Here is a 21,066-nt window from a genome sequence, read left to right as displayed (position 1 = left end):
CGCTCAGGCTCCCTCGGCAATCCTGCGCTTGAAGTTGAGGATCGACGGCCGCGCCGCCGCGGGCGCCTCGACCGGCTCGTCCGTCTGCGTGCCGTCAAGGCTCGCGGCCAGCTGCTCGATCGTGACGTTCTTCATGAGCTGACGCGCATCCACGCCGAGCCCGCGCTCGTTCATCCGCGCAACGATGCGGAACAGCTGCAGGCTGTCTGCACCGAGGCTGAAGAACTTCTGGTCGATGCCCACCTGCTGCAGGCCGAGCACCTCGCCCCAGATCGCGGCGATGGTGGCCTGCGTCGGCGTCATGGCCGCGGGTTCGGCTGCGGCGACCACGATTTGCGCGGCCTCGCGCGCCGCCGGTTCGATCGGCACCGGCGCTTGCAGCACGACCTTGAGCGCGGCATGCGGCTGGCGCACCGGCGCGGCCACCATGTCCGCCGTCGGCACGGGCAGGGCCTTGCGGTCGAGCTTGCCGTTGCTGGTCTGAGGCAGCGCGCCGAGCGTCATCCACAGCGTCGGCACCATGTAGGACGGCAGTTGACCGGCGACATGCGCTGCGACTGCGCTCTGATCCGGTTTGTCGGAGCCCGCGCCGACCAGGTAGCCCACGAGGCGCGCGCTGTCGGCCACGGTATGCAGGGCGACGGCGGCTGCGGCAACACCGGGCGCCTTGCGCAGGGTGGCCTCGATATCCTCGATCTCGATGCGGAAGCCGCGCAGCTTGATCTGCTGGTCGCGACGGCCCAGGTGCTGGAGCGAGCCGTCGGCGAGCCGCTTCGCGAGATCGCCGGTGCGGTAGAGCCGGCGCGGTGCGGCGCCTTCGATGGCAACCGACTTGAAGGCGGCATCGGTCAGGTCGGGGCGGTTGAAATAGCCCTTCGCCAGGCCTTCACCGCCAATCCACAGTTCGCCGCTCACGCCTTCGGGCGCCAGATGCAGGTCGTCGGTCAGCACGTGCAGGTCGGTATTGGCGAGCGGCGCGCCGATCACCACCGGTGCGTTCGCAACGACACGCGAGGCGGAGGACCAGATCGTCGTCTCGGTCGGGCCATAAAGGTTCCACACCTCCGCGCCGGTCGCGAGCAGGTCGTCGGCGAGATCGCGCGGCAACGGCTCACCGCCGCACAGGATCTTGAAGCCCTTCGGCGCCTTGAAGCCGGCCTCGAGCAGCATGCGCCACAGCGAAGGCGTCGCCTGGAGCACGGTGGCGGCTTCTTCCTTCAGGCGGGTCACCAGTTCGAAACCGGTGCGCACTTCCGCGTGGCCGGCGATGAAGGTCCGCCCGCCGGCGATGAGCGGCAGGAACAGCTCGAGACCCGAGATATCGAAGGAGAACGTCGTCACAGCGACGATGGTGTCCCTGACCGTAAAGCCCGGCGCGTGCGCCATCGAGAGCAGGAAGTTGCTCAGCGCGCGATGGCCGATCTCCACGCCCTTGGGCTGACCCGTCGAGCCCGACGTGAAGATCACGTAGGCCGAATCCGCGTCCGTTACGGCGGGCAGCGCCACAGTCTCGTCATCGTCCTGCGCGAGGAGCGCCTCCACGTCCAGCACGTGATGCGCGCCCGGTTCCAGCACCGTGAGGCTTTGCTCATCGCTGAGGATCGCGGCGATGCCAGCGCCATCGAGAATCTGGCGCAGGCGTGCGGGCGGCATCGTCATGTCGAGCGGCACGTAGGCGCAGCCCGCGCGCCACACGCCGATCATGGCGGCCACGATCATGGCGCTGCGTTCCATCGCGAGGGCGACGCGTGAGCCCGACGCGATACCCGCCGCCATGAGCCGGCGCGCGATCTGGCTGGCGCGCGCATCGAGTTCGCCATAGGTCAGGCTCGTCGAGTCGTCCGACACGGCCGTCGTATCGGGAGCCTGCCAGGCCTGCGCGGCGATCAGCGCCGGCGTCGTCTGCGAGAGATCGTAGTCGCGCTGGGAAGCGTTCAGCTCGTCACGCAGATGGTGGATTTCCGCATCGCTCAAGAGCGGCAGGGCTGCGACAGGCGTTTCGGCATCGCGTGCGATCGCCGTCAGCAAGGTTTCGTAGTAGCCGAGCCAGCGCTGGATCGTCGTTTCGTCATAGACGTCGGTGTTGAAGTCGCAATCGAGTCGCAAACCTTGGGCCGATTCGATTACGTTCAGGAACAGATCGAAGTTGCTGTAGGCCTTCGCGTTCGGCGCGAAGTGCGTGGTGACGCCTGCCATGTCGAGTTCGCCGTCGACCTTTTCCAGGTTGAACTGCAGATCGGTCAGCGGCAGCCGGTTGAGATCGCGCTTGATGCCGAGGTCACGCACGAGCGCGCCGTAGGTGTAGTTCTGGCGGTCGCCTGCGTCGTAGAGGTGATCGCGCACTGCCTTCATGTGCGTGGCGAAAGGCTTCTCGCGGTCGAATTTCACGCGCAGCGGCAGGAAGTTCACGCAGTGCCCGACCAGCAGCGCTTCGCCCGCTTGCGACTGGCCAGCCATCGGCGCGGCGATCACCACGTCGTCATTGCCCGACAGACGGCCGAACAGCACCTGGGCCGCGCCGAACAGCGTGGCGAACAGCGAGCAGCCCTGCTTCGACGAAGCGGTCTTCACCTGCTTGAGAAGATCGGCTCCCAGATGGCGGGTCGTCGACGCGCCGTTGAAGCTCTTGCGTTCCGGACGCGGCCGGTCGCCAGGCAAATCGGGTTGCGGCGCCGGGACGCGATGGACGTTCATCCAGAACTCGCGCGTTTCCTTGTCGACGCCGATTTCGTCCTGCGCCTTGGCGAAGGCGAGGAAGCTCTGCACCTCGTCGAGTTCCGGCTGCGTGCCCCAGACTTCTGCGGCGTAGAGCGCAGCCAGATCGCGCAGGATGATGTTGATCGACCAGCCGTCGCAGACGATGTGATGCGCCGTGAACACGAACGCCCACTTCTGCGCTTCGAGGCGAACCAGTGCGGCGCGCGCGAGCGGGCCTCGGGTCAGGTCGAAGACCTCGCGGGCTTCCGCGTCGATGATGGCCTTGAGCTCGCCCGCCGGATCGGCGTGAGTGGAAAGGTCGATCGGGACCAGCGGCACGGTCGTCGTCGGTTCCGCGAACATCATGTCGCCCACGCGCGAGAAGTGCACGCGCAGCGCATCGTGGCGGGCAACCGTCGCGGCGAAGGCCCGTTCGAACGCGGCCTCGTTCAGCTTGCCATTGAGTTCGAGCGTGAACGACTCATTGAACGCGAGCGAGGCTTCGTGGCCCTGCTGGGCCGACATCCAGATTTCCTTCTGCGGCTCGGTGAGCGCCGATTGCGTGAGCGCCGGTTCGACCTGCGTCAGCGCCGCGGTGTCCTGCGCGCCGCCGAGAATGCCGACGCGCTGGAGCGCATCGATGCTCGCGATGAAGGCGTCGCCGATCTTGCGGATGTCCTCGTCCGAATGGCTCGTCGTCAGGAAGCAGGGGAAGCCTTCCATGATATGCACGCCGAGGTAGCGCATATACGGATAGAAGAGGCTGCCCAGGCGATCCTCGCCTGCGAGATTCACATAGAACCAGCTCGAGAAGGATTCGGCCCGCGTAGCGATGCCGACCTTCTCCAGATGCGCGTTGACGCGCTGCACGAGGCCGGCCATGCGTTCGCCGAGCCCTTCCTGCAGCGCCGGGCCCGCTTCCTTGAGGTGCAGGAGGACGGCCTTCATTGCAGCCAGCACGACGGGATGGCGCACGAACGTGCCCGCGAAGAACGTCGGCGGAACTTCGGGTACCGAAGCATCGCCGAACTGCCACTGACCACCGTCGAGCGCGTCCATGTACTGCGTGGTGCCGGCGAGCACGCCGATGGGCAGGCCGCCGCCGACCACCTTGCCGTAGGTCGCCATGTCGCCCTGGATGCCCCACAGGCCTTGCATGCCGGCCGGGTGGACGCGAAAGCCCGTCACGACCTCGTCGAAGATGAGGGCCGACTCATTGGCGGCCGTCACGTCGCGCAACTGCTGCACGAACTCCTTCGGACGCAGATTGGGATGGCGCGACTGCACCGGCTCGATCAGGACGGCTGCGATATCGTCGATATTTGCCTTGATCCACTCGAGGCTTTCGGGACGCGCGTAGGGCAGCACGACCATGTTGCCCACGGAGGTCTGCGGGATTCCCGGCGCGAGCGGGAATGCGCGCGGCACGCCCGCTTCGCTGCCCGGCTTCACGAGCACTTCATCGAACTGGCCGTGATAGTCGCCGTCGAAGCAGACGACCTTGTCCTTGCCGGTCACCGTGCGCGCGAGGCGCATCGCCGCCATCACGGCTTCCGAGCCGGTATTGCAGAACGTGACGCGCTGATGGCCCGTCATCTCGGAGAACATCTGCGCGACTTCGCCCGCGAGCGGCGACTGCGGTCCGATCGCGAAGCCTTCTGCCAATTGCGCGTTGACCGCGGCAACCACGAAATCGGGCGTATGGCCGAACGCGGTCTGGCCGTAGCCGTTGACCACGTCGATGTATTCGTTGCCGTCCACGTCCCAGATCTTCGAGCCCTTCGAGCGCTGGGCGACGATCGGATAGACGAGCTCCTTCCATTCCCCGCGGAAGCCGCTGGCGGTACGCGGATCGGCAAGTACCGACCGATAGGACTGCGTACGGGACTTCGAGGTGGCGGTTTTCGCCGAGTAGCGCGTGGCCAGATCGGTGATGAACGCCTGCTGCGCGTCGGTCATCTGGGCCGAGTGCGAGGCGCCGGGCTTGTACGCGGTGAAGCGCGACGGGCGGTTCTCCTCGAACTTGATCTCCGGGCCGGCGGCGTGCGCGGGCGCGGTGGCAGGTGCGGGCGCTGCAGCGGCAACGACCTGGGCGGCGGCGACGGCTGCGGGCACCACGATTTGGGCCGCGGCGGGCTGCGGCACGCCTTGCAGCACCTCGAGCTGACGCGCCATCACGGACTGCATCGCCGCGAGCTGGTCGCGGATCACCGACTGGAGGTCGCCTGTGGCCGGTGCAGCGGCCATTTGCACAGCCACAGGTGCTGCGGCAATGGCGACAGGCGTGGCCGCGGCTTGAACTGCGGCCGGCGCAGCAACAGGTGCAGCCACCGGCGCAGCTTCGGCAGGCACCTCCGGATCAGGCGGCATGGCGCCATCGAGGAACTGCGCGAGGGCCGGCAGCGTCGGATAGTCGCTCATGATCTGCCGGAAGCTGATCGTGACGTCGTAGCGGCGGCGCAGCTGCCGGGACACTTGCCCCATGAAGAGCGAGTCGTAACCGAGATCCCAGAAGGTCACGTCCGGATTGGACGTATCCGGTGCTTCGCCGGACATTTCGGCGAGCAGTGACGCCAGTTCGGCAATGAGACGCGGTTTGCGGTCGATTTGGACGGTTTGGGTCATGGCGGTCTGAGCAATATCGTTTAGGGCTTCGGACGAGGCTTGCGCGGCAATCGCTGGGGCAATGGTCGTCGGCGGACTTGAAGAGGCGGTTGCCGGGGCGTCAATCCAGTGCCGTTCCGGCTCGAAGGGATAGGTCGGTAGCGAAACGCGGCGGCCGGTTTCAGCTAGCAGCGTTTTCCAGTTCGGCTTGACGGCGTTCAGCCACAGGCGCCCGGTTGCCTCGGCGAGGACGGCGAGCTCGCGCTCGCGCGTCGCGAAGTCGGGCAGCGAGGCAATCGCGCCCTGATGCCGGTCCTTGGGCAAGCCCTGCAGGACAAAGGTCGAGAGCGTGCGGCCCGGGCCGATTTCGAGCAGCAGCGGCTTGCCCTCTGCCGTGACCGTGGCCAGCGCGTCGCTAAAGCGCACGACATTGCGGCAATGGCTGGCCCAGTACGCTCCCGAGACCGGCTGATCCATCGCCGCCCATTGGCCGGTCACGGAGGACACGTACGGAATCTTCGGCCGCGCGAAAGAAAGGCTGTTGGCGACCTTGGCCAGATCGTCGACGACGCCCGACATCATGCGCGAGTGGAACGCGTGCGAAGTGTGCAGACGTCGATGCTCGATGTCGCGCGCCTTGAGCGTGGCCTCGAATGCCTCGATGGCCGCGAAGGGGCCTGCCACGACGCTGAGCGTCGGCGCATTGATCGCGGCGAGATCGACATCCGCGGGCAGCATCGCGCTGAGTTCGGCCTCCGACAGGCGCACGACCAGCATCGCGCCCGGTTCGGCCGACTGCATGAGCGCGCCGCGTTGCGCAATGAGGCACAGCGCATCCTCGAAGGCGATCGCCTCCGCTACGCACGCCGCGACCAGTTCGCCGACGCTGTGGCCGATCATGGCCGTCGGCTTGATGCCGCGCGAGATCCACAACTGCGCGAGCGCATATTCGACGAGGAAGAGCGCAGGCTGTGCGTAGATTGTCGAGCGGATAGGGTGCGGGGTGTCGTCGCCTTCCGGGGCTTCGCTCAACAGCAGCGTGCGGATGTCCAGGCCGAGATGGGGCGCGAGCGCCTCGGCGCCCTTGTCGATCCACTCGCGATAGACCGGCTCGGTGCGATAGAGCGCGGCGCCCATGCCCGGATACTGGGCGCCTTGGCCCGGGAACATAAAGACGACTGCGGGCGTGGCCTGCGGCGCCTGTGCTTCGATCGCGCCTTTCTCGAGCCTGGCCTGGGCCTGCTCCACGCTCTCGGCGACGACAACGGCGCGGTGCCCGAAATCGCGGCGGCCCGTTTGCAGCGTCGCGGCCACGTCGGCCAGTGCGATCTCCGGATGGCTAGCGAGGTGCGTGGCGAGATTCGCCTTCGCGCGTTCGAGTGAGGCGGCGCTGCGGGCCGATACCGGCAGGATCTGGAGTTGTTCGCTTTGCTCGCCCGGGGCGGTACGGCAAGGCGCCTCTTCGAGCACCACGTGCACGTTCGTCCCGCCGACGCCGAGGGAACTCACGCCGGCGCGGCGCGGCGTGGCGCCATCAGCCCAGGGACGCACGGCCGTATTGAAGAAAAACGGACTGTTGGTCAGGTCGATGCCGGGGTTGGGCGAACGGAAATGCGTGAGCGGCGGCAAGGTGCGGTTGCGCAGTGCGAGCGACGCAGCGATGAAGCCCGTCACGCCTGCGGCCGCGTCGAGGTGGCCGACATTCGCCTTCGCCGAACCGAGCGCGCAGAACTGGCCGCCCTCGGCGCCGCCCAGGCGAAACGCCTGCACGAGGCCTGCGAATTCAATCGGATCGCCGAGCGGCGTTGCGGTGCCATGGGCCTCGACATAGCCAATCGACGATGGATCGATGCCGGCCTCGGCGTGCGCGATGGCAATGGCGCGGGCCTGGGCGTCGACGCTCGGCGCGGTGAAGCCGACCTTGTCGGAGCCGTCGTTGTTGATGCCCACGCCGCGGATCACGGCATAGATCGGGTCTTCGTCGGCGATGGCGTCTTCGAGACGTTTGAGCAGGACGACGCCGGCACCGCTGCCGAATACCGTGCCCTTCGCATCGGCATCGAACGGACGGCACACGCCGTCGGGCGCGCCCATACCGCCTTCTTCGTAGAAGTAACCGCGCTTCTGCGGGAAGGTGATCGAGACGCCGCCGGCCAGCGCCATGTCGCAGCGTCCCGCACGAAGGTTCTCGACGGCGAGGCTGATGGCGGTGAGCGAGGTGGAGCATGCCGTCTGCACGGAGATGGCCGGCCCCGTCAGTCCGAGCTTGTAAGCGGTGCGGGTCGCGACGAAATCACCGGCCCCGACGAGCTTCTGATACTCGCCGATCTGGAACTGGCTCGTAAACTCGTCGATGACCGTGCGATCGGAGAGGATGTGCTTGAGGAAGTACGTGTTCATCGAGGTGCCGGCGAACACCCCGACGGCACCAGCGATCGTCGCCGGGTCGTAGCCAGCATCTTCGAACGCTTCCCAGGCGATCTGGAGGAAGAGGCGCTGTTGCGGGTCGGTGAGCGCGGACTCGCGCGCGAGCATGCCAAAAAAGCCGGCATCGAAGTGATCGACATCCGCCAGTATCGGCCGCGCCTTGACATAGCTCGCGTCGCGGCGCGACTTGTCGTCGAAACTGTCCTCCAGTTCCGCCAGGTCGAAATGCGTGATGCAGTCGCGCCCCGCGAGAATATTGGCCCAGAATTCGGAGACGTTGCGGGCGCCCGGAAACCGTCCGGACATGCCGACGACTGCGATGGCCCCGCCTTGCACGCCTCGGCGCTGGAGGATTGCGTCTTTGCCCGCTGCGGGGAGCGTCGTACGCAGTTGCGCAGCCAGCGCCTCGACATTGGGGTGACGGAACAGATCCACCAGCGCGACCTTGGCCGCGATGTCGCGCGCGATGATGGCGTGCGCGCGCATCAGATCGAGCGAGCGCAAGCCGAGGTCGAAGAAGTTCGCGCGGCGATCGACGGATTTGCCGAGAAGCCCTTCGAATACGGACGCCAGCTTGTCGGCAATGTCGTCGTCCATGGGCGTGGGCGCTGCCGATGCTTCGGATTGCGTATCGATTTCCGCAAGCAGCGCTTTGCGGTTGATCTTGCCGTTGGGCGTCAGCGGAAAATCCGGCAGCACACGCAGCTCCGACGGCATCATGTAGTCGGGCAGGGCGGACTTGAGATAGGCGCGGATTTCTTTCAGGAGAACATCCGCGTCCGCAGCATCGGCTTTCACGAAACCAGCGATGGCCTTGCCCATGCGGCCATCGAATGCTGCCACGGCCGCGTCAGCGACGCCGGGCGCCACGCGCAACGCATGTTCGATTTCGTCGAGTTCGATGCGTTTGCCTGCAATCTTGATCTGCCGATCGTTGCGGCCGAGGAATTCGATTGCGCCGTCCGCGCGGCGGCGCACGAGGTCGCCCGTTCGGTAGAGCTTCATGCCGGGAGCGAAAACGTCGTCGACGAACTTCTCGGCCGTCAGTTCGGGGCGATTGAGATAGCCAAGCGCGACGCCGTCGCCGCCGGTAACCAGTTCGCCGACCTCTCCATCGGCAACAGACATGAGCTTGTCGTCCACGATGTAGGCGCTCGTACCCGCGATGGCGTAGCCGATGGGAATGGCATCGCCATGCGCGAGCGCCTCGCCGTCACGCGGAATGCGGTAGCAGCAGGTGAAGGTCGTGTTCTCGGTCGGGCCGTAGCCATTGATGATCTGCAGACCCGGATGAGCCTCCATGACCTTTCGAACATGGACGGGGGACAGCACGTCCCCGCCCGTCAGCGCCTCCTTGAGCGGAAGAAAGGCTTCCAGCCGATAGTCGGCGAGCGCATTGAAGAGGCCAGCCGTGAACCAGGCGCTGGTAACGCCAAGTCGCGCTATCTCGGACGCGATCGTGTCGAGAGAGGGCTGGACCTCGTTGATGATGGCGGCACAGCCGCCGTTCAGGAGCGGTCCCCAGATCTCCAGCGTGCTCGCATCGAAGGCGAGCGGCGCGAGGTTGAGGAAGCGCGTGTGGGGTGAAAGGTCGGTGAACGTCTGGCCCTGCACGAGGCGCAGGATCGCGCGCTGCGGCACGATCACGCCCTTGGGTTTGCCGGTCGAGCCAGAGGTGTACATCACGTAGGCAGCGTCGTCACGAGCGCTAGCGTAGAGCGGTGCGGGCTCGGCCGCCTCGGCCGCGGCCACGACATGCTCGAGATCGACGCAGACGCCGTTCAGTTCGCCAACGCTGGCGAGCGCGGCCGCTTCAGCGATGATGAGCTTGGGTGAGCAGTCGGAAACGATGAAATCGAGTTGCGTCTTGGGATAGGCGCGGTCCAGCGGCACGTAGACGGCGCCCAGCCGCAGGATCGCCAGCATCAAGGCCAGCGTGTCGCGGCTGCGCGCAACCATGATCGCGCAGCGCTCGCCCGGCTCGAGTCCCATTTCGTGCAGGACGGTTGCGAGCCGCGCCGAACGTTCGCCGAGGGCGGCATAATCTTCTTCGCCGGTGGCGTCAATCACAGCAAGATGATTGCCGAACTCGGCACATACGGCATCGAAGCGCGCTGCCACGCCAGGTACGTGATCGGTCCCGCCCGGCAAAACGCCTGAAAGTCCATCTCTGTGTGACATTTGCTACTCCCCCATAATTTGGACGAAGGTCCGGGGTTGAGCCAGGCCTGGCGATGTACACGCGGCGTTTGCGCATAACGGCTGCCGGTGACGGGATACGCAAGCCGCCCGCAGTCCTGCGCGGCTGGCGTGTCTCCCACGCCCGAAGCCTGCTGTAAGAGGAAGTTAAACTTCCACGTGATGCCTATCCGTTCGCCTTCGCACACACGATGTGCTGCAGCAACACATCGCGCTGGGGCGGCGGGGGCGCACGGAGCGCAGGCCGCGGCCTGCATTCCGCCATGCGAGCGGGTTTGGCGGTATTCGCGGCGTGGGTCCAGGGTGCGTTGTTTCGAGGCGAAGACTGGCGATTCCTGTGTTGCGTTGTGCGTGGCAACAAGCGGATCGTGCGGCCGGAATGGACGATGCCGGCGTTCCCGAGGCCTTGGGAAGTCAGTTCATGTCGATGATCGACCAGCCACTGTGGCGGGCCGCCACTGCCCCCGCACAGGTCGGACTGGGTGACAGGGCGCGAACGCGCCAATGCGAGGCTTCCTGAGCCGCGCCCCCGACGAAGCGCGGTGTCGTGTCGCCATGAACGGCAAGATCGAACTCGAAATGCTCCGGCGGCAGGATGAAGCCGCTCCCGAGCGCCTTCAGGCAGGCTTCCTTGCGCGCCCAGGTTTCAAAGAAAACCATTTGCCGTTCCGATGCCGGGAGCGCGTCGAATTGTTCGCGCTCCCTGGCGGAGAAGACCTGGAGCGGCATGTTTTCCTCGATCGCACGAACCTGTTCAACGTCGATGCCCACCTCGAAGCCGTTCGAAATGGCGAGCGCCGCCGTATTTTCGCTGTGGCTCAGGTTGAAGCAGATCCGCCATCCAGCAGGTTGGCTCGTGCAAAACGGTTTGCCTTCCGGACCATACTCAAGTGCGACCGCCCGCGGGGATCGCGCGAGATAGCGGCCAAGAACTTGTCTGACTTCTCCCCGTCCAATTACGTACCGGCGGCGATGCAACTCGAAGCGAAAGTTGCCGGCGCGCTCGTGTTCCTGCGCGGATAGCATCGCCCAGTACCGATCAAAATCGCTCCCACAGGCATCGAGGTCCCATTGCCAGACATGGACCTCTTGCATGGTGGGCGGCGTGAGCGGCGACGAGGACATTGAGGGCCTGGTTCGACTTGCTGTTGGAAGTGTCGGGGCGGCAGGGCTTCGCGCCCATTCGGTTGAGTGCGCAACGAGCGGCCGACACACAAGATAATGTACAGATACAACTCTCGCGGATTTGTTGGGCAACCCACGGAACAGGTCTCGCGACACGGCCTACGATTCGTCAGAGCGTGAAGAAATTACGCTGTACTGCGTGCGCGCGTGTGTACGGGGATCGACGAGCCGACGCGACAATTGCCGAAACGAGGCGTCGACACAAATCCTGTGAGGCTCTCCGAAAGTAGCTGGGCTGCACGGTCCTTTGTGACTCGAGGCAGTGCCGGACGAATCGTCTATTGGTTTGGCATCCAGAACGCCTGTCGATTGTGTTCGTTATTGAACTGAGTCAGTTCCATGATCTCCTTGAAAAGACTGGTCCGAAACCCGTTTGGGGAAGGCATGTCGCTCGATTCTGTATGGAATTAGAAAGTATGTTTAATTGTTATGTAAGCAATATTGCCGGATTTCCAACCGCTAGATCGATTTCCGGTAATGAACGGTAAGAATGGGTGCGATTGACGCGCTACCAGATCAAGATCGATAGTTTTACTCTTTGCACGAGGAAGTTGTCGAAATTCAGATTCGAGGTGTGGGATGGGGCGTGTTTTTGACAATGTCTACAACGTGAGTGTGATCATTCCACACTACAACAGCCTTGATTTGCTTTGGGTTGCAATAGAATCGATTTCCAGTCAAACCGTTGTTCCGCGGGAAATTATCGTCGTCGATGATGCATCGGGGCTGCAGTTCGAATTGCCGAGCCGTTGCGGAGACAACATTGTCTTGCGCCTGATTCGCGAAAGCGAGAACCATGGCGCAGCGTGGTGTCGTAACCGGGGCATTGAAGAGGCCACCGGTGATCTGATCGCTTTCCTGGACGCTGACGATCGATGGCTCCCGAACAAGCTCGAATGCTGCATCGCCGCATTCGGCCCCAAGCCTGCCGGCAACGAAGCAAAGGTACTCTTCAGTAATGTCGTGCTAACGGACGCAGGCCGGCGCATCCTGGGCAACCGCTCTCCCTACGATGGCCAGTCGATGCTCGACTTCGTCCTGCTGGAGGGGGGCTATATTCAGACCTCGTCGATCATGATGTGGCGCCATCAGTACCCGCTGATCAGCTTCGATGGATCGTTGCGCCGTCATCAGGATTGGGACTTCGCCATTCGGGCTGAAATGGCTGGCTGCGTATTCGTTTATCTGCACGATGCACTGGTGGAGTATTCCCTGAGCGAAAGTCCCGCCAGAATATCGAAGGCGATCAGTTGCGAACCTAGTCTCGAGTTTTTCAAAAAATATAGCAAGCTGATGTCAAAAGGGCATGTCTCGTCGTTTATATTTAATGTCCTGATTTACAAGAAAATGAGTATTGCCTTGAGGCTTGCCATTGTTGAGCGAGTTTTGTTGAGGGAGATCGAGATGCCCAGCAAGGATTGGGCGTCGCTGTTCGCGAGGCTGGTCATCGGATGGGGCGGAGTGAATCTAATCAAACAGTTGAGACGGATAATCCACGCTGAGGATTATTCGACGTGAGATGCATCGGCCTTAAAAAATAAAAGTCATAGCCAGCGACCCGGTAAGCTTGCCCCCTCCAGTTGGATCGCCTCGAAGTTCGACGCTCTTGTCAAGGGCTGGTTCTTCCCCTTTATATTTTCCGCGCGGCCCCGTTATGTCGAGGACGTTTACAAACGTCGCGCGCGCTGCATCCGGCTGGGGTTGTGTATGTCGGCGCACAGAGGGTGCACCTGCGCTCTGCTCTAATCTCAAGGCCGCAAGCGGCAGCGTGTGGAGAACGTTTCGACTTCGAGGCCCCAAATGCGTCAATTTGTCCGCGATTTGTTTTACTCATCCGTCGCCGATAAACAGGTCAATTTACCGTTGCCGCCGACGTCGCTCGCGATCCATTCGCGCAAGCTCAATATATTGCTGCTCGGCACGTGTTCTGTGGAGATGCTCGTTAAGCGAAGCGCAAACTCGGGGCACAACATCCGCCACATACTGATGGGCTCGAGACGCCATGCTCCGATCCCGGAGGCCGCGCCAACCGATGACGTCGTCGTCGTGAATCTCACGCTCCGTCACATTCTGGGCGAAGTGACGCAAACGCCTGAACCTGTCGTGGACATGGTCTTCTCGCGCCTGCGTTCCGACGACGAAGCGCACGCTTTTCTGGAAAGAACAGGGGAGTATCTCGCCCAGAAGGTGGCACAAGTCGCCGCGCAGATCACGACGGCTCCTGTCGTCTTCATGTCGTTTTTCGAGCCGAGCTTCAACTACGACGGCGATCTCATCGATCCATTCGGTATGACATCGCCTGGATATCTGGCGCGGGAGATCAACCGACTTTTGTCGGACGCCGTGCGCAAGACGAATAATTGCTACTTTCTCGACGCCAATGAAATATTGAATTTTATTGGCCGCCGACACCTGCAGGATGATGTCCTGTTGAGCAGCTCGCATGCGTCGTTCATCAACGATTGGGACTTCAAGCTGGACGCAAATCGCCTGATTGCGCCCAAGGCAATCGGGAATATCATGACCTACGAGGTCGCGTCCCGCGAATTTACCCTCGCATTCCTTGCGCGGATTGAAACGATAGTCAAGGTCATCGAGCAGCAAGACCCGGTGAAGCTGATTATCGTCGATCTCGACGACACCATGTGGCGCGGCGTGGCGGCGGAAGGCGAGAGCGTGAGCCTGGAACAGCGCATCGAAGGCTGGCCTATTGGCCTCGCTGAAGCCTTGCTGTTCTTCAAGAAGCGTGGCGGATTGCTGGCGATCTGCAGCAAGAATGAAGAAGCGCCCACCATTGAACGGTTCAACGCCATCTGGCGCGGCGCCATCACCATGGACGACTTCGCGTGCGTGCGTATCAACTGGAAGCCCAAGTCGCAGAACATCCTTGAAATCCTCAAGGAGGTGAATCTGCTTCCAGGCAACTGTGTCTTTATCGACGACAACGACCGTGAGTTGTCGGAGGTGAAGGCGGCGATCCCGGCCATTCGTTGCCTCGGCGGAAATCACTACGACTGGCGGCGAATCATTTTTCGATCGGCCGAAACGCAGGTTCCCATTTTCACCGAAGAGTCAGCGCGCCGCACCGAACTCGTGCGCGCTATTTCGCAGCGCGAAGCCAGTGCCGACGCGAACAAGGGTGTTTCGCGGGAAGAGTGGCTAGCTTCGTTACAGCTTCGCCAGTCATTCTTCTTGATCAAGACGCCGCAATCCAGACACTTCGATCGCGCGTTCGAGCTTATCAACAAGACGAATCAATTCAATACGACGGGGAAAAGATGGGAGCGGTCAGAGTTCGAGGCGTTCATAACGCAGGGCGGGTACTGCGTGGTCTCTTCGCTGCGAGACAAATTGATCGACAACGGCATCATCTCTGTTTGCCTGATCAATGGCGAGAAGATTGTCCAGGTCGTCCTGTCGTGCCGCGTGTTTGGGCTTGGCGCTGAGTTGGTCGTCGGGGCGATTGCTACAAGGTTGGCGCTGAAGTCGGGCTCGGAAGTCCGCGCCGAGCTGGTCGATACCGGAAGAAATGCGACCTGCCACGACTATTTCAAACGGCTCGGTTTCTCCGAAACGGCCGCGGGTTTGTACTCGCGCGCCGCGAACGAAGTGCCGGCCTACATCGAGATCGAGAATCTGGGCGCGGCCGAGTTTCCTCCTGTGCGGATCTAGTGCAGCGCTCGATTGAGGCGTTTGCAAAGCAACACAAGCGCCCCGCTCGCCACCGACGGCGCCCGATGAAGGCAACCGGGGGGGAAGGTCCGGTGTGCTGACTAGGCGTTCGCGCAGCGCTGGTTCTACAGATCAGCCTTGATTGGAGGTATTCCGTCGTTTTCGGTAACGATGACGACCTATGCGCGGATACCGTTAGCGCTGCTTTCCCTGAGCTTTGCCGTGATCGCGGGCGGCGCCACCTTATTCGCCCTCTGGAGCACTGGTTCACGATCCTGTTGGCCACTCCGGTCCTGATTGTTGTCAGCTATACGACCTTCCGCTTGATCGAGAAGCCCGCCATGCAAAACACCGAAAGTGTTAGCAAGCGGGTGCGAGGCAATGTTTGCGAAACGCGGCGCTTATGCATTACTTCTCATGCCCAACGCTGGCCGGCGCTTTTATCCGCGAGTTGCGCAGGGGCCAATGGCAGGCCACTGCCGCAACCAGCAAGACATAGGTCGCGAGGAAGTAGTAGGTTAAAGAATGCACTCGAATATCAAACAATCCTTCGAGGCATAGAGGTAGGATAGTCAGGAAAGGGAAAATCTTCAAAAATAGGCCCACCCACCCATCGCCTCGTGACGAGAGGATCATGGACAGATAGAGGCAAACCGCAAAAACGCTGAAATCATACGACATCAACCTCGGGTTGAGCAGAATGAGGATGGCGAGGAAATAAAACAACTCGCTGGCGGAGCTGATCTGCATAGCGCGTTGCCCATGCCTGTATCGAAGAGCTGCCGATATCAGTACAACGAGAAGCATCAGGAGAAGATGGAGAACAAAGCCGACTTTCCCCATGCCGAACCTGGAAAACACGCCGAAAATTGTCAACCCGGCATCTCCATGCTGGATGATCTGATTGTAGATGGCGCCCTGGAATCCAGCCCACAGTTGCGGATAAAGAGCAGGCTGCGCAATGTAGATGCCGGAAACCGATAGCAGCACCGCGACGAATGCGAACAAACTGCGGCGGGGCAGAAAAAGATAGAGCAAGGCATAGGCAAGGAAGTAGGGCTTTATGGCAGAAAATAATATGATCGCGATCGCATGTGGCATCAACGTATAGACCGACCGTCTCGTGTATAGAAAGTACGATAGCGAAACGAGAAGCAGGTGTGCGAAGACGCTGATGTTTCCCGTCTGGATCGAAGCGAAGCCCGATCCGCTAATCAGGAATCCGAGAACCAGGCAAGGAGCCAGGCGGTGATAGGGGATTTGAGACTTGAGACTGAGGCTAACGCAGGCGATGCCTGCCGCGGAAGCTAGAACCAGGAAAGCAAATGCTGTCGGGAAGTCGACAGCGGAAAATACCTTGAGGAAAGCGGGCGGGTAGACAAATGGAAAGGCGCCCGATGCGCACGCATAGGGGTTTGGTCCCTGTGAATAGCAACTCAAACCCTTCTCATAGACATGGTAGTCCCAGAAAAATGAGCCGCTTGGTCCGCTGAATGCGAGAACTAGTAAGAAACAAGCGGCGGCAGATAAGCTCCAAAGAAGCCATGCTTTGTCTTCGGTAACGCTCGCCATATCTAGCTTCAAGTACGCCCCCATCTCTGTTAATGACCGTCAAACTCCATGGCGCGAAAATCGCTGAGCATGAATCTCGTCTGCGAATTCCTTAACCGGTCGCCGCGCAGATTTTGATCGTGAAGTCGATCGCGTATTCGGGTATTCGTTGGGGAAACTTGAGGAAGCCACTACGACTAGTCCATAGAGCGAAAACGCGAGCGCTGTCCACGCTCCCTAGGTTCTCGGACGGCCGCACACGCACGCTACCGGATGCAGTGCTCAACCGTAGAGCATGGTTGGAAGTGGGTCTGTGCGCCAGCGTACGTCGCCCGAGCAGGTAAATACGAAACGCCACGCGACTTGTGAGTGCTGCGCGCCGTAGCCGAGCACTCGTGCGCATGTGTCATCGATGTGTTCGTCAGTCCGAGGGCATTCGCCCTGGGCCTGCCGCCGGAACGGGAAGTGCACCGCGCCCGGCTTCTCGTCGTTGTCAGATAGCGAGCAGCATGCTCAGGCCGGACAGCGCAATCACGGCAAGGCTCGCACGATCCTTGAACGCAAACACGATAGGGTCGTCGTGCATCATGCCGCGAAACGCGCACATCCAGATCCGGCTCACCCAGAAGAGCGTGAGTGCGAATGTGGCCCACAATGCCTTCGGGTGGTGATACAACGCCTTCATTTCCGGCGTGTTCAGATAAAGTGCGAGCACGAGCACGGCTAGGTATGCGGAAGCCGTGCCGAACGAGCGCAAGATCGAGATGTCCTGCGTGATGTAGCCGCGGCCGGCGGCTTCGGTCTTGCCTTCGCGCACGATCATGTCGAGTTCGACATAACGCTTGACCATGGCAAGCGAGAGGAAAATCGGCACACAGAACAAGATTAGCCAGTACGACAGCGGGATGCCAGTTGCCGCGCCGCCGGCGATCACACGCACGGTGTACAGACACGCAAGCGTGAACACATCGACGAGTGTCATGCGCTTGAGCGCGAACGAGTAGGCAACGGTGGTCACGAAATAGCCGGCCATTACGACGCCGAACTCGCGCGGCAGGAGTGCTGCGAGGCCACCGCCGGCGGCGAGCAGTCCCGCGGTAAGCACGATGCCGAATTTCAACGACAGCTTGCCCGACGCGAATGGTCGGCTGCGCTTGCGCGCGTGCCGCCTGTCGGCGTCGAGGTCGAGCATGTCGTTAAGCAGGTACACCGACGAAGCAGCCAGGCTGAACGACAAAAAAGCAATACAGGCGGCAGCGAGTGCGGAACGCTCCGTGAATTGGTGTGCGGTGAGAAGCGGCACGAAGATCAGCACGTTCTTCACCCACTGATGCACGCGCATTTCCTTGAGCACGAGCGGAATCAGCCGGCGCTTTTCCTCGAAAAAAATGATCGCCGCATTTGTCTTGCGGGCCGCGGCGGCAATGTGCTTGTCGCCGACCACGATCGCCTGGCGGGCCTGGCGCCATACCGGCAAGTCTGCACGCGCATCGCCGCAGTAGTCGAAGCCGTGGTCGCCGAACTGCTCAACGAGCGCCCGCGCCTTGTTTTTGCCGAGCAGGTTGTTGCTGACCGTGCTCGCGAGCACACCGGTAAAGAGTCCAACGTGTGTGGCGATCTGGGAGGCGAGGCGCTGGTTAGTGGCCGTGCACAGATACAGATCGCGCCCGCTTGCTCGCTCGTCGCGCAGCCAGGCGAGCAATTCAGTGTTGTAGGGCAGGACGCCAACGTCGATGTTTACGCGTTGGGCGATCTGCTCCTTCAGATAGGCGCGCCCGCGCAACGCCCAGGCGAAGCACAGAAAGATCGACAGCGGACTTTGTTTGACGAGCACAAAGAAGGCTTCAAACAAGAGGTCGGTGCGCGTGAGCGTTCCGTCAAGGTCCACACACAGCGGGACAGGGTGTGCTGCGGGCGTGGCCATGTTCATTCTCCGTGCCGGGACAGGAACAGGTGGACAGGTTGTCGGGGCATTGGTCGGAGCGCAGCACAGCCCGCGCTCGCATAATCTGCGATCCGGAAAAGGATCGTAACGACGGCGGCGTAGGGCCTCTGTGCTGCAGCGCACACGTGCTCAAGAAAAAACGAAGCGTTTGTCGAGGTGGTATTTCGTGACATAGCCGATCACCAGACCGAGTGCGCCACCCGCCAAGCGCGCGATTTCCTCGTGAAAGAGCGCATCCGCGGCGAATTCCACCGTCCAGAAAACGACTGTGGTGCCGAGTCCCATGGCAACGTACAGCGTGAACGTGCGCACACCGTGTGCAACGCTGCGGTGCTCGTAGCGGAATATCCACGCCTTGTCGAGCAGGTATTTGACGACCAGCCCGACGCCTGTTCCGATGCAGACCGAAATTGCAACTGCATACAAGCCCTGGTACAGGTGGAACGCGAGGCTCTGGCTGCCTAAATTCGCGCCGATTGAAATGGCAGCGAACACCGCGTACCAGAACACGAGCCGCGAACGGCTGAGCGTCATGCTGGCAGCCGGACTGCTCATAGGGAAATCCTTTTGAATACGAAACCAGGCAACGAGCGGATCACGAGCATGATTTCTGCCCAGAACCACGGCGTATAGATCGAATCCTTTCCGCGTTCTACGGCGCGCACGATGTCCGTCGCTACGCGCTCGGGCGAGGCGACGAGCGGGCCCGGCAGCGCGAGTCCAGCTGTCATTGGCGTGTTCACGAAACCCGGCTTGATCGTGAGGACCCTCACGTTCGACTTGAACAGCCGCGCGCGCAGCCCTTCGCAGAAGGTCGTCACCGCCGCCTTGGCGGTGCCGTAGACGTAGTTCGAAGGGCGGCCGCGGTCGCCTGCCACCGACGAGATGACGGCGATCGAACCGCTCTTTTGTGCCTCGAACACGGTGGCCAGCAGGGTGAGCAGGGCGATCGTCGAGAGGGCGTTGACGGTGATCTCGCGCACCGCGGCCTGTGGATCGCGTTCGCACTCCGACTGATCGGAGAGCGTGCCGTGCGCGAGTAGAACGATGTCGATGCGGCCAAGCTCTGTCATGGCGGCGTCGAGCATGGCGCGGTGCTGTTCGAAATCGTTCACGTCGAGCACGAACGTGCCGACTCGGCCTGCACCGCGCACGCGCAGGTCCTGGGCAACCGCGTCGAGACGCGTCGCATGGCGCCCAGCCAGCATGAAGTTCGCCCCACGTTTGATCCATTCCCGGGCACAGGCCACGGCGATGGCGGAAGAGCCGCCCACGATCAGAATGTTCTTGTCCATTACCGGGTTGTCCGTTGCCAGAAGCGCGACATCAAGGCCGGGTCGCGCAGTTGTTCGAGTGTCTGCCACGCTGGATAGGCGGCACGAAAATCCTCACCACTCATGTGGGCGTCCTTGGCCGGATATTGGCGGCCGCCCGCTTCGCGCACGATCGCGTCGAGTCGCGCGAAAAGCTTCGCGTTGCGCGTGTCGTGCTGGGGAAAGTCGAGGGCGAGCGAAATTCCCTGCATTGGGAACGAAAGCAGCCCTGGAGAGACGAGCGGACCACAGCGCTTGAGCACCGCAAGGAAGGAGCCCGCGTGGGTCGAGGCGATCGCGTTGAGGAACGCGTACAGAGCGTCGCGGGCCGTTCTATCAGGCACGACGAATTGATACTGCTGAAAGCCGCGCCGCCCGTACAGACGGTTCCATTCCTCGATGCTGTCGAGCGGATAGAAGTAACTCGCGCAGTTAACCACGGCGGGCCCTGCCTTGCTTGTCGCGCGGCGGTAGTAGAATTCGTTGAAGAGCTTCAGCGTGTAGCGATTCACGGGAGACCACGGCGGGGCGAACGGCACGCGCCGCACGGGGCGGCGCGGCATGTCGAAGCAATGGTCGGTTGCGTGGTCGGCGCTGGCATAGATGCCGCGCCCAAGCGAGGCGCCGCGTCCTAAACAGTCGATCCACGCCACGCCATACTCGTGCTTTGCGTCGTACTCGTTCGACAGCGCAAGAAACTCATCGAGATTGCCGAAGGGACGTGTGTGGGTGGCCAGGCGGCTCGACTCGACAGGCATCAGTTGCAGTTCGACCCATTCGACGATCCCTGTCAGGCCAAGGCCGCCGATCGTTGCGCGATAGAACTCAGCGTTTTCCTCGGGCGCGCATTCAATTGGCTCGCAATCGGAGCGCAGTAGCGAAAAGCGACGCACATGTCGTCCGAAGGTGCCGCGCACGTGGTGGTTTTTACCGTGCACGTCGTTGGCAACCGCGCCGCCGAGCGTTACGAATTGCGTTCCGGGCGTGACAGGCAACATCCACCCGCGCGGGACCGCAAGCGCAAGCACATCGCCGAGCGTGACGCCCGCCTCAGCACGAATGACGCCGGTTTTCCAATCCGCGGCAATGAAGCGGTCAAGACCGCGAAGCATAAGGACGTGGTCGGTGGCGGCAAGACAGCTGTCGCCATAGCTGCGACCATTGCCGAAGGGTAATGTCGTGCCGAAACGCGTGGCGGCGTCGCGCAGTGCAGCCTGCGCGTTCTCTCGCCAACCGGGCTCGCGGCCGGTTTGCGGTGCATACGGGTAGTGGCCCCAGGAGCTGAGCTTCGAGACGCTCATGACGTGCGGTCGCCGGTTAATGGATTAACAGTAGGCGCATATTAGGGAGGCTGCGCGGGGATGACCGTTCGCCGGAACACAAAGACCGTCCTCCGCCCGCGAACTCTGCCCCGACGGCAGCGTTCCGGATCACAGGCTTTGCATGCGATCTCGATACGTTCCTCAGGAAAAG

General features: G+C 62.2%; 9 protein-coding genes. 2 read left to right on the top strand and 7 right to left on the bottom strand.

Features of this window, described 5'->3' with window-relative positions:
- Positions 1–3: 3 nt before the first annotated feature.
- Together AB4Y43_RS08530 and AB4Y43_RS08525 are read right to left on the bottom strand one after the other, a co-directional pair.
- Positions 4–9,909, bottom strand: coding sequence for an amino acid adenylation domain-containing protein (locus tag AB4Y43_RS08530; RefSeq protein ID WP_368727492.1), 9,906 nt, complete (start codon positions 9,907–9,909; stop codon positions 4–6).
- A gap of 432 nt (positions 9,910–10,341) precedes the next feature.
- Positions 10,342–11,052 (bottom strand): 4'-phosphopantetheinyl transferase superfamily protein, encoded by a 711-nt coding sequence (locus tag AB4Y43_RS08525; protein WP_069267700.1) that lies wholly within the window; start codon positions 11,050–11,052, stop codon positions 10,342–10,344.
- Between the two features lie 639 nt (positions 11,053–11,691).
- Here AB4Y43_RS08525 and AB4Y43_RS08520 point away from each other — a divergent pair.
- Together AB4Y43_RS08520 and AB4Y43_RS08515 are read left to right on the top strand one after the other, a co-directional pair.
- Positions 11,692–12,630: a glycosyltransferase family 2 protein gene (locus tag AB4Y43_RS08520; RefSeq protein WP_368727491.1), complete on the top strand. Its 939-nt coding sequence runs from the start codon at positions 11,692–11,694 to the stop codon at positions 12,628–12,630.
- 282 nt (positions 12,631–12,912) lie between these two features.
- Entirely contained in the window at positions 12,913–14,784 is a 1,872-nt protein-coding gene (locus AB4Y43_RS08515) for an HAD-IIIC family phosphatase (protein ID WP_368727490.1), read from the top strand.
- A 408-nt stretch (positions 14,785–15,192) separates the two neighbouring features.
- On the opposite strand, the gene AB4Y43_RS08510 is transcribed toward AB4Y43_RS08515, so the two are convergent.
- The 5 genes from AB4Y43_RS08510 to AB4Y43_RS08490 all read right to left on the bottom strand — a co-directional run bounded on the left by AB4Y43_RS08510 (position 15,193) and on the right by AB4Y43_RS08490 (position 20,894).
- A complete protein-coding gene (locus AB4Y43_RS08510; protein ID WP_368727489.1) occupies positions 15,193–16,356 on the bottom strand; it encodes a hypothetical protein in 1,164 nt (387 codons plus the stop codon).
- A 472-nt stretch (positions 16,357–16,828) separates the two neighbouring features.
- Entirely contained in the window at positions 16,829–18,259 is a 1,431-nt protein-coding gene (locus tag AB4Y43_RS08505; protein WP_368727488.1) for a UbiA family prenyltransferase, read from the bottom strand.
- Positions 18,260–18,409: 150 nt separating this feature from the next.
- Positions 18,410–18,835 (bottom strand): GtrA family protein, encoded by a 426-nt coding sequence (locus AB4Y43_RS08500; RefSeq protein ID WP_368727487.1) that lies wholly within the window; start codon positions 18,833–18,835, stop codon positions 18,410–18,412.
- On the bottom strand, positions 18,832–19,575 hold the full coding sequence (locus tag AB4Y43_RS08495) for an SDR family oxidoreductase (protein ID WP_069267695.1): 744 nt from the start codon (positions 19,573–19,575) through the stop codon (positions 18,832–18,834). The genes AB4Y43_RS08500 and AB4Y43_RS08495 overlap by 4 nt, the downstream gene beginning before the upstream one ends.
- Complete coding sequence (locus AB4Y43_RS08490) at positions 19,575–20,894, bottom strand: FAD-dependent oxidoreductase (RefSeq protein ID WP_368727486.1); 1,320 nt, start codon at positions 20,892–20,894, stop codon at positions 19,575–19,577. The genes AB4Y43_RS08495 and AB4Y43_RS08490 overlap by 1 nt, the downstream gene beginning before the upstream one ends.
- Between the last annotated feature and the right edge of the window lie 172 nt (positions 20,895–21,066).

It is taken from the genome of Paraburkholderia sp. BR10872, from assembly GCF_040965835.1.
Classification (GTDB): domain Bacteria; phylum Pseudomonadota; class Gammaproteobacteria; order Burkholderiales; family Burkholderiaceae; genus Paraburkholderia; species Paraburkholderia nodosa_A.
This window is presented reverse-complemented; position numbering and strand designations above follow the sequence as displayed.